The sequence below is a fragment of the Kitasatospora sp. NA04385 genome (assembly GCF_013364235.1).
GTDB lineage: Bacteria > Actinomycetota > Actinomycetes > Streptomycetales > Streptomycetaceae > Kitasatospora.
Genome location: NZ_CP054919.1, coordinates 7,474,551 through 7,487,898 on the forward strand (window position 1 = coordinate 7,474,551; position 13,348 = coordinate 7,487,898).

Below are 13,348 nucleotides of genomic sequence, written 5' to 3' on the forward strand. Positions count from 1 at the left end.
GCCGGGGCCTGCCGCACGGCACGGGACGGCCGTGTTCCGGGAGCGCGGGCGGACGGTGCCACCGGCGCGGAGGGGGGCACTCAGAGACAGAGATCGCTGCTGGTGCGCCGGAAGTCCACGTAGCGGCACACCACGTTGGGGTGCGTCGAAAGCATGCCGCCATCCTGTCGGGCGGGCGGGCCCGGTGTCAATGGACACCAAAAGGTGTCCCATTGGGCGGCGGGCCGCCGGGGCAGCTGCGGGCTGCGGCGCGAGCTGCCAATCGCACCGCAGCGGAAGGAAACTGACGGACCGTCGGGCCGCGGGGGGTGAGCTGCGGGCCGATCGGCGGTCGCGCCGGGCGTCTCGTGATCCGGGAAGAGATGTCTCACTTGGTGGGAAACGGTGATTCGGAGGCCGGGTGGCGGAGGGCGCCGGGGCCGGGGTTCAGGGCGCGGGGAGGAGCGGGGAGACGGCGGCCTCCTCCGGCGACAGGTACAGCGGGCCGCCCGCGGTGGCGACCGTCACCGCGCCGTCCGGCGGGCCGTCCGGCGACTCCGGCGCGGTCAGGCTCCGGTAGCGGCGCAGCAGCTCGGCCGGATCGGGCCGGTCCTCCGGCCTCCCCGCGGGCAGGCCCGGGCACACCGCCCGGGCCGCCGCCAGGTACTCCGCCGACGGACGCCAGCCCGGGACCACCCGGCACCCCGCCGGGCCCCGGAACAGCAGCGTGGGCAGGGCGTAGCGGTGCCCGTCCGCCAGCTCCTTCGCCCCGCCCGGGTGCGGACCCGGCCCGCGCAGCCCCACCACCTCCGGGCGCGGCGCCCGGGTCTCGGCCCGGTCCCGCGCCACCCGCTCCCGCACCTGCGCCGAGGCCGCGGCCGCCGCCAGCGCCGCCGCGTCCAGGCCCGGCACCCGCGCAGCGCCGCCGCGATCCGCTCCGGGGTGTCGGCCGGCTCGCCCAGGACGAACGCCGACTCGCGCAGCCGCCGCAGCACCCGCTCGGCCACCTGCGGCCCTGCTGCTCCGCCGCGGCGGCGGCCAGCGAGGCGGGCCAGCTGCTCGCCGCGACCCAGCGCAGCCGGGCCGGTCGCGGCGCACCCGTGTGCGCCGACACCCGGGCCACGAACTCCCCGTACCAGGCGGCCTCCGCGGCCGGGTCCGGCGCCGGGTCCTCGTCGTCGTCGAACAGGATGCCGAACACCCGCCGGTGTGCGGCGGCCCCGGCCAGCACCCGGCGCAGCGCCCGCAGCACGGGCTCCGACCCCCAGGCCCACGGACAGAACGGGTCGGTGAACTCGACGACTTCGAGGACGGGTTCGAGGACGGGTTCGAGCGCGGTCTCGCCTGCGGGCCCGCCCCCGGGCCGGGCGGTCTCCGGCCCGCTGTCCCGGCCGGTCACACCGCCTCCGCGACCGGCCGGGGCAGCGGGCGTCCGGAGCGGCGGACCAGCGCGGCCACGGTGGTGCCCGCCAGCACCTCCCCGGTGCGCTCCTCGACCTCGCGCCAGATCCCCGGCAGCGCGTCCGCCGGGCCCGGGTAGGCGAGCCCCGCCAGCGGTTCGCCGCGGAGCGTGATCAGTTCGCCGTCCACGGCGCGCACCACGTCGAGCAGCGTGATGTCCGAGGCCGGGCGGCCCAGCCAGTAGCCGCCCTCGCAGCCGCGCTGGCTGCGGACCAGGCCGGCCCGGCGCAGGTCGCCGACCACGGACTTCAGGAACCGGAACGGGATCTCCTGGGACGAGGCGATCGCCTCGCAGGTGAGCGGACGCCCCGTGTCGCAAGCCAGCTCGACCAGTGCGCGGGCGGCGTAGTCCGCCTTGGCGGAAATATGCATACCCCGAAGTATCCACCGGGCCGGGCGATCATCAAGTCCCGTCCGGGGCGGGCGTTCCGGCGCCCGGGACGACGCGCGGGACGACGCGCGGGATGAAAGGACACCTCTTGACATCCTTTTCCGGCCGCGCCTAGCGTTCCCCCCATCCCCGGCACCCCGCCGACCGCGCCCACCACCCGGGAGACCCCGTGTCCACCGCACCGCACCGCCCCGACCCGGCGACCGACGGGGGTGGGCGGACCTGTGCCGGCGAGGGCTTCCACCCGCACCTGCCCGCGCCGGACGCCGCCGGCCCGGACGCCGCCGTCCCGCTCCGCGCCCGCCTGCACCACATCCGGGCCGACGCGCTCGACGGCGACACCGCGCAGACCGGGGGGATGCGGCGGTTCGCGGCGATCAGCGGCGGCACCGTCGGCTCGGAGAAGCTCTGGATGGGCCAGACCCACGTCGCCCCCGCCACCGCCTCCTCCGACCACCACCACGGCGAGTCGGAGACCGCGATCCACGTGGTCAGCGGCCACCCCGAGTTCGTCTTCCTGGACCACTCCTCCGGCGAGCCGGTCGAGGTCAGGCTGCGCACCGGGCCGGGCGACTACATCTTCGTGCCGCCGTACGTCCCGCACCGCGAGGAGAACCCCGACCCCGCGCACGAGGCCGTGGTGGTGATCGCCCGCAGCACCCAGGAGGCGATCGTGGTCAACCTGCCGAGCCTGCACGCCGAACCGCCGACCGCGCCCTGACGACCGGTCGGCACTCCGCACCGGGAGGCACCCCGCACCGGACGGCGCGGGACGGCGCCGGTGCTCAGCGCAGGACGGCGGAGAGCAGGTCGGCGCCGAGCACGGCGGTGGCGCCGAGGTCGAGCGCGTGATGGACGTGGCGGCCGCGGCGGCGGGCGGTGAGCAGGCCCGCCCGGCGCAGCACGGCGAGGTGCCGGGAGACCTCGGGCGGGGTGAGCTCCCAGGCGCAGGCGAGTTCGCCGGTGGTGTGCGGGCCGCGGGCCAGGGTGCGGACCAGCCGCAGCCGGACGGGGTGGGCCAGCGCTTCCAGGCGGAGGGCGACGGTCTCCAGCGGGACGGCCGCGGGGCGGTCGCCGTCTGCGGCCGGGTACTGGACGACGGGTTGCCAGCCCGGGGCGTACACGGCGACCAGGTGCGGATGCCCGAAGACGCTGGGCAGGAAGGTGACGCCGGCCGGGCCGGCCTGCGCGGCGGAGTCCTGGAGCTTGTCGAGGACCAGCGAGCCGCCGTCGGGCGTGAGCGCGATCGCCGTCGACACCTCGGCGAGCGCGGCGGGCAGGCCCTGACGGCGGCTCAGCTCGGTCTTGTCCCGGACGTCCCGGCCCAGGCGGGCGGCCAGCGCGGGCCACTCGGTGTCGAAGAACGCCTCCGCGCACTGCTCCAGGGTCTCCCGCAGCCGGGCCCGGACGGCCGGCGGATCGGCCAGCAGGCGCTCCGCGAACGCCTCCTGGACGGGGCCGCGGGCCTGCGCCCGGTCCAGCGCGTCGGCGCGGGCGGCCGGGTCGTGCAGCGGGGAGCGGCCGGCGAAGGTGCGCCGGTTCGAGCCGCAGGTGGTGACCAGCGCGGCGTGCGCGTACCGCTCGTCCCCGATCAGGTCGACCTGGTCCAGCTCCGCGGCCAGGGTGGCCCGCGGCCGGGCCGGCACCAGGAAGTCGGCCCGCGAGGACCGCCACAGGAACTCGGCCTCCCGCAGCCGCTCGGCCAGCTCGGGGCGCAGGCCCGCCCACACCCCGGCCGCCCACCCGGCCAGGTGCGGGTGGTGCTCCGGCGAGGCCAGCACGTGCAGCATCGCGGTCAGTTCGGCGAGCGGCGAGACGCCGAACCGGATGCGCTCCGGCGGCGTCCCGGCGAGGTCGATGCGCAGGGTCACCCCCGCATTCTCGCTGTCCACGGCCGCGCCACCGGCACCGGTTGACGGAAAGCGTCAATCGACGTGACCGCGCCGCGCCCCCGCCCGCACCTTGGCGCCATGACCACCAGCCCCCCTGCCGCCCGCACCACCACGCCCCGGCCGCCGACCCAGCCACCGCCGACCCAGCCACCGCCGACCCGGCCACCGGTCCGCCCCTCGCCCCCGCCGTCGACCCGTCCGACGGTCCGGCAGCTCGTCCGGGCCGGCGGCGGGCCGCGCTACGCCGCCGCGCTGCTCGTCGACGCCCTCGGCACCGGCCTGCTGCGGCCGTTCCTGCTGCTGTACGGGATCACCGTGCTCGACCTCGGCACGGCCGCCACCGGCCTGGCGATGACCGGCGGCATCGTCGCCGGGCTGGCCTGCATGCCGGCGCTCGGGCGCTGGCTCGACCGGGGCACGCGCAGCACGGCGGTGGCCGCGTCGATGCTGGTGCGGGTGCTGGGCGTGGCCGCGCTGCTGGCGGCGCCCACCGGCGGCGTCGCGCTGTTCACCGTCGCCGCGCTGTTCCTCGGCATCGGCAACCAGTCCTGGCCCGCCGCGCACGCCGCACTGGTCGCCTCGGTCGCCGAGGAACACCTGCGGGACACCGTCCTGGCGGCCGCCCGGGCCGCCCGCAACGCCGGACTCGGCGCCGGCGCGCTGCTCGCCACCGCCTGCCTGGCCGGCGGTCCCACCGCCCTGCGGGCGCTGGCCCTGGCCTCCGGGCTCGGCTTCCTCACGGCGGCGGCGCTGGCCCGCTCGGTCCGGGTCCGCGACGGGGCGGCGCGACGGACCGCCCCCGCGGCGGACGGGGCGGCACCGCGGCTCGGGGCGCTCCTGCTGGCCAACGTGGTGTACGTGTTCTGCCTGAACGTGCCCGAAGTGGCGCTGCCGCTGGTGCTCGTGACCGTCCTGCACGCCTCGCCGGCCTGGCCGGCCGCGGTGTTCGTCGCCAACACCGTGCTGGTGGTGACCCTCCAGGTGCCCGTCACCGCGTGGGCGGGCGCCCGCTGGTCGCGGGCCCGGGTCCTGGTCCTGGCCGGGGTGGTGCTCGCCGTGAGCTACCTGGCGTTCCTGCTCGCCACCCCGTTCGGGCCGCTCGCCGTCGCCCTGGTCGCGGTGCCCTGCACCCTGGGCGAGATCCTCTACGCGGGCAGCGCCACCGCCCTGGTCACCGCCCGCACCCCGGCCCTCCGCCGCGGCCGCGCCCTGGCCCGCCTCCAACTCTCCACCGGCCTCGGCCTCGCCGTCTCCCCCGCCGTGCTCACCGCCCTCACCCCCGTCGTCCTCTGGCCCGTCCTCGCCACCACCACCCTCGCCGCCGCCGCCCTGGTCCACCGCACCACCCCCGAAACCCCTGACTCCCGGCCGCCCCTCACCGGCCGGGGTGAGTCGGGGCAGGGCGGGGGCGGGAGCGAACCCGGGCGCGACCGGCGGCCGGGTGTTCGTTTCCCGGGGCGGCCGCGGCCGGGTATGCCGGAAGCCGCGCGGTCGTATTCGGTCATGATGTGACCAATAGGAAAATTCAGGTCCGGGGCGAACGGGCCGCCACCCTACCTTGGTCCGCGGCGTGACCTGACGAACCGTCAGGCCAGCTGTCGATCCGAGGTGGAGAAACAGTGCTGCAAAGCCCGCGTCCGCCCCTGCCGATCCGTCGCCCCCGCCCCCGCCCCCGCCGGGCCACCCTGGCCGTGGCGCTCAGCTCCGCCCTGCTGCTGCTCGGACTGGGCGGCACCGCCCCCGCCAGCGGCCGGGCCGTCACCACCGCCACCACCGCCGACACCGGGACGGGCTCCACCCTGGTGAAGAGCGTGCGGAACGCCACCCACCCCGGCGCCGCCACCGCCCAGCACGGGGACACCCTCGACTGGACCGTGAGCTACCGGAACAACGCCACCGGGGACGACGCCGCCCCGGCCCGCATCACCGACCCGGTCACCGGCGCCGGCGCCTACGTGCCCGGCTCGCTGAAGGTGCCGCCCGGCTGGACCCCGTCCTGGTCGACCGACGGCAGCACCTTCGGACCCGACGACACCGGCGCGGCCACCGTCGCCGTCCGCGCCGAGAACCCGGTCGCCCGCTCCGGCGGCACCGGGATCTCCCCGCTGCTGCTCGCCCCCGTCCAGCCCACCGCGCAGGCCACCGGCGGCGACGGCTACACCCCCGTGCTGTACCGGACCCCCACCGGGGAGGTGCAGGCCTGGAACATCTACCACCACGCCGCCCCGGCCGCGCCGAAGGTGGTGTGCAGCAGCCTGACCACCGGCCAGCCCTGTACCGGCGGCCCCTGGCCGCGCCCGCTGAACACCGCGACCGGACCGCTCGGCAGCGGCGCCACTGGCGACCTCGGCAGCCCGCTCACCTCCAAGTACGTCCTCGACCCGCAGCAGCCCAACCTGCTGTACTACCCCGCCAACACCGCCACCGGCGTCGGCATCGGCTGCCTCGACCTGGCCGCCCACGCCAACTGCGGCTACACCGCGCTCGCCCCCAACGGCACCTCCCCCAGCAGCGCCAACAACATCGCCGGGCTGGTGAAGGTCGGCGACAACCTGTACGCGGTCGCCAACACCGGCCGGGTGCTGTGCATGACCCTGCCCGGCCGCACCCCCTGCGCCGGCCAGCCCTACGCGCAGATCGTCGCCGCCAACCACGACCTGCCCGGCAACCCCGGCGCCCTCTACCAGGGCGGCCTGACCGCCGTCGGCGACAAGGTGTTCGCCTCCTCCGCCCCGCAGGCCGGCGGCTCCACCGTCCCCGGCGCGCCCGTCCTCGGCTGCTTCGACACCGCCACCAACGCCGTCTGCACCGGCTGGAGCACCCCGCACCCCGCCGGACCCGGCTCCGCCTACTACACCTACGACGCCTTCACCGCCTACGACACCGCCGGGCACCCCGACGGCGTCTGCACCAGCACCGTCGGCGGCGCCAACGTCCTCACCACCTGCTACGCCGTCGACGGCTCGCCGCTCACCGCACCCGGCATCCTCGCCACCCTCAGCGGCAACACCCTCACCTTCGACCCCGAGACCGTCAGCACCGACACCGGCACCCGCAGCTACTTCCCGGCCTGGGGCGGCAGCGGCGGCAACGGCGCCACCCTCTGCTACGACTGGCGGACCGCCGCCCCCTGCGCCGGCTTCCCGCTGCCCGCCACCCACCCCACCGCCAACGGCGGCACCACCCGCGACTACGGCTACAGCTACGACAGCACCACCCGCTGCCTGATCGGGCTGGGCGACGCGGGCGTGCTGTTCTCGATGGACCCGGCCACCGCCGCCAGCCCCTGCCTGCACAGCGGCGCCACCGTCACGCTCAGGCCCGCCGACTTCTACTGCGACGGCGGCACCGGCCACGTCCAGTCCTACACCCGGGCCCGGCTGACCGACCTCGACCTCTCGCACCTCGACCTCGCCGCCTCCCGGGTCCTGGTCACCGACCCCGACGGCACCCCCGTCGCCAGCCCCGGCCTCGCCCCCGACGGCACCGTCGACCTGTCCGGCGTCGACCCCGCCGCCCACCCCGCGCTCACCGTCACCGCCCAACTGGTGCTGACCACCACCGGCGACTTCACCGCCACCAACCACCCGATGCTGGTCGTCGAGTACCGGGGCGACGCGCCGCAGATCTGCTTCCGCACCACCGTGGCCGCCGACTGCGCCACCACCGCCGTCAGCAACACCGCCACCGGCACCGACGCCACCGGCACCCTCACCTCCAACACCGTCACCGCCCCCGTCGCGCCCGGCACCGGCTGCCAGCCCCAGGTGAGCGTGCAGAAGGAGATCTGCGGCTCGCTCAACCCGCACGACTGCGCCCCCGGCGGGCCCGGGCCCTGGGCCAAGACCAGCCCCGTCGGCCTGCTCGGCCTGCTCGGCACCGCCCACTGGCGGATCACCGTCACCAACGCCGGCCCGGTCGACGCCACCGCCGTGACCGTCGACGACCCGTCCACCCCCGCCTGCCGAACCGCCGCCGGCACCTTCGCGCTGGCCGCCGGCACCAGCCGCCAGGTCCACTGCGACTCGCTGCTGCTCGCCCTCCCGCTGAAGAACACCGCCTCGGCGAGCTTCGTCGCTGCGAACTCGCCCGCCGGCACCACCCCGACCACCACCGCCCGCTCCTCGGCCGTCGCCTGCTCGCTGCTCTGCATCCTCGCCGTGCCCTAGCCGCCGCCCCGCACCACCGTCCGCACGGCCGGCCGCCGGGGGGATTCCCGCCCCCCGGCGGCCGGCCCTTCCCCGTTCTGCTGAGGGCAGAGCGACGCGCACTGGCGCCGCGCCGGGCGCTGTCTAGGCTGGAGCAATGAGCACTCGACCCTCCTCCCCGGCCCGTGTCGTCCCGTTGCGCCCCCGGCCGGAAGCGCCCGCGCCGCAGCCCAGGGAACCGCTGCTGCGCGACGTGGTGGGCGGGGTGCTGCGGCGCGAACGCCTCGCCCAGGAACGGACGTTGAAGGACGTCGCGGACGCCGCCCGGATCTCGGTGCCGTACCTCTCGGAGCTGGAGCGCGGCCGCAAGGAAGCCTCCTCCGAGGTGCTCGCCGCCGCCGCCCGGGCGCTCGGCCTGGGCCTGGGTGACGTGCTCTCGCTGGTGCAGCAGGAACTCGTCGCGGTGCGCAGCGCGAGCACCCTGTCCGGCCGGACGGCGACCGCGGGCCGGTACGGCGGGCTCTGCCTGGCGGCCTGAGCGGCAGCCCGCGCCCGTACGGGCGGAGCCGGACCGGCCCGTGCGGTCAACCCGCGGCGGGGAGGCGGCTGTTCAGCACCCGGTCGGCCAGCCCGTAGGCGACGGCCTCCTCGGCGCCGAACACCTTCTCCCGGTCCATGTCCGCCCGCAGGGTCTCCACCGAGTGGCCGGTGTGCCGGGACAGCACCTCCTCCACCTGGGCCCGGATCCGCAGCACCTCCTTCGCGGCCAGGCTCAGGTCGGACACCGTCCCCCGCCGCCCGCCGCTGGCCGGCTGCCCCAGCAGCACCCGGGCGTGCCGCAGCACGGCCCGCCGCCCGGGATCGCCGCCCGCCAGCAGCACCGCCGCGGTGGACGCGGCCTGCCCGACGCAGTAGGTGGCGATCGGGCACTGCACGAACGTCATCGCGTCGTAGATCGCCATCAGCGAGGTGAACGACCCGCCGGGGGAGTTGAGGTAGAGCGCGATCTCCTGCTCCGGGCCCGCGGACTCCAGGTGCAGCAGCTGGGCGATCACCGCGTTGGCCACGCCGTCGTCGATCTCGGTGCCGAGGAAGACGATCCGCTCGTTGAGCAGCCGGCTGAACACGTCGTACGAGCGCTCGCCCTGCGCGGTCCGCTCGATCACGTAGGGAATCGGGTAGGAGGCCATGTCACAGCCCCGCCCGTCGCCGCGACGCGCCGCTGCCGACCTCGGCCAGCGACTCCAGCACCCGGTCGACCATCCCGTACTCGCGGGCCTGCTCCGCCGTGAACCAGCGGTCCCGGTCGCCGTCCCGGGCGATGGTCTCCCGGCTCTGCCCGGTGTGCTCCGCGGTGATCCGCTCGATCGCCCGCTTGGTGTACTCCAGGTTCTCCGCCTGGATCTCGATGTCGGAGGCCGTGCCGCCGATCCCCGCCGAGGGCTGGTGCATCATGATCCGCGCGTTCGGCAGCGCGAACCGCTTGCCCGCCGCGCCCACCGTCAGCAGGAACTGCCCCATGCTGGCGGCGAACCCCATCGCCAGGGTCGACACGTCGTTCGGGATCAGCCGCATGGTGTCGTAGATGGCCAGCCCCGCCGTCACCGAGCCGCCCGGGCTGTTGATGTACAGGCTGATGTCGGTGCCCGGGTCCTCCGCCGAGAGCAGCAGCAGCTGCGTGCAGACCCGGTTCGCCGACACGTCGTCGACCTGGGTGCCGAGCAGGACGATCCGGCGGGCCAGCAGCAGCGCCGCCAGGTGGTCGTCGAACGGGCTGGGCGGGGTTTCGCCGTCCTCCGCCCGGGGGCGGAGCGTGCTGAGTGGAGTCATCGGTTCTCCCGGAAGTGGGGTGACGTCGGGTCGGTCACCCCACTGTTGCCCCCCGGCACCCGCCTCCGGACGTTTCTCTGCCCGCCGCAGATTCGCTGCGGGCAGAGCGGCCCCCGCCCCCGCCCCTCCGGCACCGGCGGCCCGGCCCGGGTGGTGAACCGCCGTCAGGTCGCGGCGCTTCGGCCGCCGGTCGGCGCCGTCGTGGCGTAGAAGCGGCGCTGGGCGGGCCACATCGCGGCGGTCACGGCCGTCCCCGCCAGGAGGGCGACCAGGGCGCAGCCCCACATCGGCCAGCGGGTGGCCAGGTGCAGCGGGGCACCGGCGGTGAGGGCGAGGAAGAGCGACCCGAGGACGCCGACGAAGCACCCGAACGCCAGGTTCTGGTGGCGGCGCGGCCAGGTCGCCCGCCGGAAGCCCAGCGCCGGAATCCACCACGCGTAGAGCACCGCGCCCTCGACCAGGCCCCAGCCCGCTCCCGAGCCGACGGCGACCAGGGCGGCGAGGAACAGCGGCCAGAGCAGGAGGACGGCGCGGCGCCCGATCAGGGCCAGGATCTTCACCCGCAGATGCTCCCGACGGAGGGCTCCCGCCGTCAAGGGCCCGGCCGCGCGGGGAAGCCCGGACCGGCCGTGCCGCTACCCGAGCCGCTACCCGGTCCGGACGCCGGGCGCGGCCTCGGGGCGGCGGGGTGCGGGCGGGGCCGGGCGGTGGCGGTGGTCGGGGTGGGGGAGCCGGTCGGCCAGGCGGTGCAGGTGGTGGCGGGTGGTGTCGAAGTGGCGGTGGTCGGCGGGGGTGAGCGGGAGGACGGCGTCGACCGTGCGTTCGACCTCCTCGGCCAGGGCGGCCCAGCGGGCGGTCGAGGACTGGCGCCAGGGGGGTTCCCGGCGGGCGCGGTCGAGTTCGGCCCGCGCCGCGGCGAGGTGCAGGTGGGGGGTCGGGGCGGTGCGGGGACGGTGCGGGGTCAGGGCGAGGGTGGCCTGCTCGACGGCGGCGGCCAGGCGGCGGGCCACGGCGAGCTGGCGGTGGTGCGGGGCGAGCAGTTCGCCGGCGAGGACGGCGGACAGGCAGCCGATCGCGCAGCAGGCCAGGTTGGGCAGCAGCAGCGGGAGACCGGGGTCACCGGCGATCTGGGTGACCATCAGCACCACGGTGGCCAGGGCCGCCGCCTGGTAGAGGTAGCCGGTGCCGGAGAGCGCCGGGACCAGCCCGGCGGCCAGGGCGAGGACGGCCAGCAGCGCCCAGCCGGGGCCGCCGCAGGCCAGGACCAGGCCGCTGCAGAGCAGCCCGAGTGCCGTCCCGCAGAACCGTTCCAGCGCACGGCCGGTGACCGGGCCGATGTCCGGACGGCAGACGAAGGTCACGTTCAGCACCGCCCAGTACGGGTGCGGCAGGCCGAGGGCCGTGGCCGCCGTGCCCGCCAGCAGCAGGGCCAGGCCGACGCGCAGACCGCACAGCCAGGACTGCGGGTCGGCCAGCACCGCTCGGGCCACCGCCCGCCGCCGCCCCGCCCGCCAGTCACCCGGCCCGGCCGGAGCCGCATCCGGCGCCGTACCCGTATCCGGCGCCGCACCGGCGGCACCCCGGCCGTGGACCGGGCCGCGGACCGGGCGGGCGCCCCGGAACGATCGCCGCCCGCGCCGCCCGCGCCAGCCGGGCGTCCAGCGGGCCGGGCCCGGACGGCCACGGTGCGTCCAGCGGCGGGCGGTTCGCCGCGACGCGCTCCGCCTCGGCGCGCAGCCGCCCGCGCAGCGCGCCGTCGGAGGGCAGCGCCCGGGCCCCGGCCGAGCAGGCCGTCTCGGCGAGCGCCAGCAGCCCGGGCAGGTGCCGGGCCAGCAGCGCGCTGCCGCCGACCGCGCCGGTGTGCCGGGCCCGCTCCAGCGCGTCGTGCAGCCCGCGCCGCCGCGCGGTCCCGGCCGGTCCCGCCGCGTCCGGTTCGAGCACCGCCGCACAGCCGGTCAGGCACTGGGCCAGCAGCGCCCGTTCGGCCCGGCCCCGGAAGAACGGGCGTCCGGCCAGGGCCAGCGCCACCACCGACAGCCCGCCCAGCAGCATCAGCGCGGGCGGCCGCCAGAGCGGGCCGGGCAGCGGCAGGTCCAGCGCCACCTGGGCGTCCATCAGCAGGATCATCGCGCCCAGCGAGCCCTCCGGGCTCAGGCAGGCCAGCACCCCCGCGACCACCCCCAGCCCGGGCAGCAGGTACGGCGCGGCGGGGCCGCCCTCGGCCGCCAGGGTCGCGAACGCCCCGGCCATGCCCAGCAGTTGGGGCAGCAGCATGGTGACCGCCCGGTGCCGGTAGGCGGTGGCCACGTCGGTCAGCACCGCCGAGAGCGCGCCCAGCGCGACCATCACCCCCTCGGCGGGCCGTCCGAGCAGCAGACCGGCACCGGCCGGCGCGGTCACCGCCAGCAGCGAGCGCCAGGCCGCGGCGGAGACGGCGGGGCGCCGCCGGGGGGCGCAGGTCTGCCGCACCCAGCGCAGCAGCGAACCGGACCGGAGCGTGCGGTGACGCCCGTGTCGAAGAGTTGACATGCCGTCCATGCAAGGCGAGGCCCCGCCGCGACCGGCCCGACGACGCTGCGGCCGTGCGCCGCCTGGGGGCGGGATTTCGCTTGGCCGGGGGAGCGGGCGTGACCTTCCGGCGTCCCCCGAACGGAGTGCGTAACCCCGGCGGCCGGAGCCGGGCGCGCCGCTCCGGGGAGGGACGGGTGGGCCACGAACGGGTGATCCCGGGGCGGTTCGGCCGCGGTCGGGGCCGTGGGGATGGAGGGTGGGACGGTCCGTGCGTAGAAGACGCACAGCACGTTGGAGGTTCCATGCGTCTGGTCTCTAGTGGCCGGCTCCACGCCACGTTCGAGTTCGGTGATCTGCAGGTGGTGTCGTTGCGGGACGGGTACATCGACATGCCGCCGACCCGCCTGCGCGGGGAGGACGGGCGGGTGCTCGACGTGCTCCCGGCCGCCGTTCCGCTGGCGGGCGAGAACCTGCGGCTGTCGGTGAACGCCTTCTTCGTCACCGACGGCACGTGGTCGCTCCTGATCGACACCGGTGCGTCGAACGTCTGGCACGACCCGACGATGGGCCTGCTCCACGAGGCGTTCGAGGAGGCGGGGATCGACCGGGGCTACATCACCGACGTGGCCATCACCCACCGGCACGAGGACCACGTCAGCGGGCTGATCGCGCCGGACGGTTCGGAGGCGTTCGGCAAGCTCGAACGGGTGTGGATCGGCGCGGCCGACGCGTCCGTGTTCACCGGTCGGCTGGAGCCGATCCGCGACCGGGTGGTGCCGGTGTCGGAGGAGGTCGCGATCAACGGGTGGGCGACCGCGCTCCCCGCGCCCGGCCACACGCCCGGGCACACCGTCTACGACATCAGCAGCGGTGGCGGGCACCTGCTGGTGTGGGGCGACACCGTCCACGTGCCGACGCTGCAGTTCGACCGGCCGGAGGTGTCCTGGGAGCTCGACGGCGACCAGCCCCGGGCCCGGGCCGCGCGGGCGGGCCTGCTCGAACGGCTGGCGCGGCCGGACCACTTCGTGGCCGGGGCGCACCTGGACTCCCCCGGCATCGCCCGGGTGAGCCCGGCCGGCACCGGCTACGCGCTGGAGTACCTGGCGGCGCCGATCGGCTGACCCGACCGGCCGCGC

General features: G+C 76.7%; 12 protein-coding genes and 1 pseudogene. 5 read left to right on the forward strand and 8 right to left on the reverse strand.

The window, feature by feature from the left end; all coding sequences use genetic code 11:
• Window positions 1–426: 426 nt before the first annotated feature.
• Window positions 427–1,294, reverse strand: a pseudogene (locus HUT16_RS33105) (hypothetical protein); the annotation flags it as partial.
• Between the two features lie 80 nt (window positions 1,295–1,374).
• Window positions 1,375–1,812 (reverse strand): Rrf2 family transcriptional regulator, encoded by a 438-nt coding sequence (locus tag HUT16_RS33110; protein ID WP_100839113.1) that lies wholly within the window; start codon window positions 1,810–1,812, stop codon window positions 1,375–1,377.
• A gap of 188 nt (window positions 1,813–2,000) precedes the next feature.
• Between HUT16_RS33110 and HUT16_RS33115 the strand changes: the two genes are divergently transcribed.
• On the forward strand, window positions 2,001–2,552 hold the full coding sequence (locus tag HUT16_RS33115; protein WP_176191693.1) for a cupin domain-containing protein: 552 nt from the start codon (window positions 2,001–2,003) through the stop codon (window positions 2,550–2,552).
• 64 nt (window positions 2,553–2,616) lie between these two features.
• On the opposite strand, the gene HUT16_RS33120 is transcribed toward HUT16_RS33115, so the two are convergent.
• Window positions 2,617–3,702, reverse strand: a complete 1,086-nt coding sequence (locus HUT16_RS33120) for a DUF5937 family protein (RefSeq protein WP_176191694.1) — start codon at window positions 3,700–3,702, stop codon at window positions 2,617–2,619.
• A 99-nt stretch (window positions 3,703–3,801) separates the two neighbouring features.
• Between HUT16_RS33120 and HUT16_RS33125 the strand changes: the two genes are divergently transcribed.
• The 3 genes from HUT16_RS33125 to HUT16_RS33135 all read left to right on the forward strand — a co-directional run bounded on the left by HUT16_RS33125 (window position 3,802) and on the right by HUT16_RS33135 (window position 8,409).
• On the forward strand, window positions 3,802–5,235 hold the full coding sequence (locus HUT16_RS33125; protein ID WP_176191695.1) for an MFS transporter: 1,434 nt from the start codon (window positions 3,802–3,804) through the stop codon (window positions 5,233–5,235).
• A 179-nt stretch (window positions 5,236–5,414) separates the two neighbouring features.
• Window positions 5,415–7,892: a hypothetical protein gene (locus tag HUT16_RS33130; protein WP_176191696.1), complete on the forward strand. Its 2,478-nt coding sequence runs from the start codon at window positions 5,415–5,417 to the stop codon at window positions 7,890–7,892.
• Between the two features lie 136 nt (window positions 7,893–8,028).
• A complete protein-coding gene (locus HUT16_RS33135; RefSeq protein ID WP_176191697.1) occupies window positions 8,029–8,409 on the forward strand; it encodes a helix-turn-helix domain-containing protein in 381 nt (126 codons plus the stop codon).
• A 46-nt stretch (window positions 8,410–8,455) separates the two neighbouring features.
• Here HUT16_RS33135 and HUT16_RS33140 read toward each other — a convergent pair whose 3' ends face one another.
• The 5 genes from HUT16_RS33140 to HUT16_RS33160 all read right to left on the reverse strand — a co-directional run bounded on the left by HUT16_RS33140 (window position 8,456) and on the right by HUT16_RS33160 (window position 12,230).
• Complete coding sequence (locus HUT16_RS33140; RefSeq protein ID WP_176191698.1) at window positions 8,456–9,061, reverse strand: ClpP family protease; 606 nt, start codon at window positions 9,059–9,061, stop codon at window positions 8,456–8,458.
• Between the two features lies 1 nt (window position 9,062).
• Window positions 9,063–9,701 (reverse strand): ClpP family protease, encoded by a 639-nt coding sequence (locus HUT16_RS33145; protein ID WP_176191699.1) that lies wholly within the window; start codon window positions 9,699–9,701, stop codon window positions 9,063–9,065.
• 164 nt (window positions 9,702–9,865) lie between these two features.
• Window positions 9,866–10,261, reverse strand: coding sequence for a hypothetical protein (locus HUT16_RS33150; RefSeq protein ID WP_176191700.1), 396 nt, complete (start codon window positions 10,259–10,261; stop codon window positions 9,866–9,868).
• Window positions 10,262–10,348: 87 nt separating this feature from the next.
• Window positions 10,349–11,191: an FUSC family protein gene (locus HUT16_RS33155; RefSeq protein ID WP_176191701.1), complete on the reverse strand. Its 843-nt coding sequence runs from the start codon at window positions 11,189–11,191 to the stop codon at window positions 10,349–10,351.
• Window positions 11,192–11,216: 25 nt separating this feature from the next.
• A complete protein-coding gene (locus HUT16_RS33160; protein ID WP_176191702.1) occupies window positions 11,217–12,230 on the reverse strand; it encodes a hypothetical protein in 1,014 nt (337 codons plus the stop codon).
• 284 nt (window positions 12,231–12,514) lie between these two features.
• Here HUT16_RS33160 and HUT16_RS33165 point away from each other — a divergent pair, with 284 nt between their 5' ends.
• On the forward strand, window positions 12,515–13,333 hold the full coding sequence (locus HUT16_RS33165; RefSeq protein WP_176191703.1) for an MBL fold metallo-hydrolase: 819 nt from the start codon (window positions 12,515–12,517) through the stop codon (window positions 13,331–13,333).
• Window positions 13,334–13,348: the final 15 nt, after the last annotated feature.

What these genes read in the sequence shown, in the direction of transcription:
- HUT16_RS33135 (WP_176191697.1), top strand. Translation starts at nt 8,029, where the DNA reads ATGAGCACTCGACCCTCCTCCCCGGCCCGTGTCGTCCCGTTGCGCCCC.
- HUT16_RS33145 (WP_176191699.1), bottom strand. Translation starts at nt 9,701, where the DNA reads ATGACTCCACTCAGCACGCTCCGCCCCCGGGCGGAGGACGGCGAAACC.
- HUT16_RS33125 (WP_176191695.1), top strand. Translation starts at nt 3,802, where the DNA reads ATGACCACCAGCCCCCCTGCCGCCCGCACCACCACGCCCCGGCCGCCG.
- HUT16_RS33165 (WP_176191703.1), top strand. Translation starts at nt 12,515, where the DNA reads ATGCGTCTGGTCTCTAGTGGCCGGCTCCACGCCACGTTCGAGTTCGGT.
- HUT16_RS33110 (WP_100839113.1), bottom strand. Translation starts at nt 1,812, where the DNA reads ATGCATATTTCCGCCAAGGCGGACTACGCCGCCCGCGCACTGGTCGAG.
- HUT16_RS33140 (WP_176191698.1), bottom strand. Translation starts at nt 9,061, where the DNA reads ATGGCCTCCTACCCGATTCCCTACGTGATCGAGCGGACCGCGCAGGGC.
- HUT16_RS33160 (WP_176191702.1), bottom strand. Translation starts at nt 12,230, where the DNA reads ATGTCAACTCTTCGACACGGGCGTCACCGCACGCTCCGGTCCGGTTCG.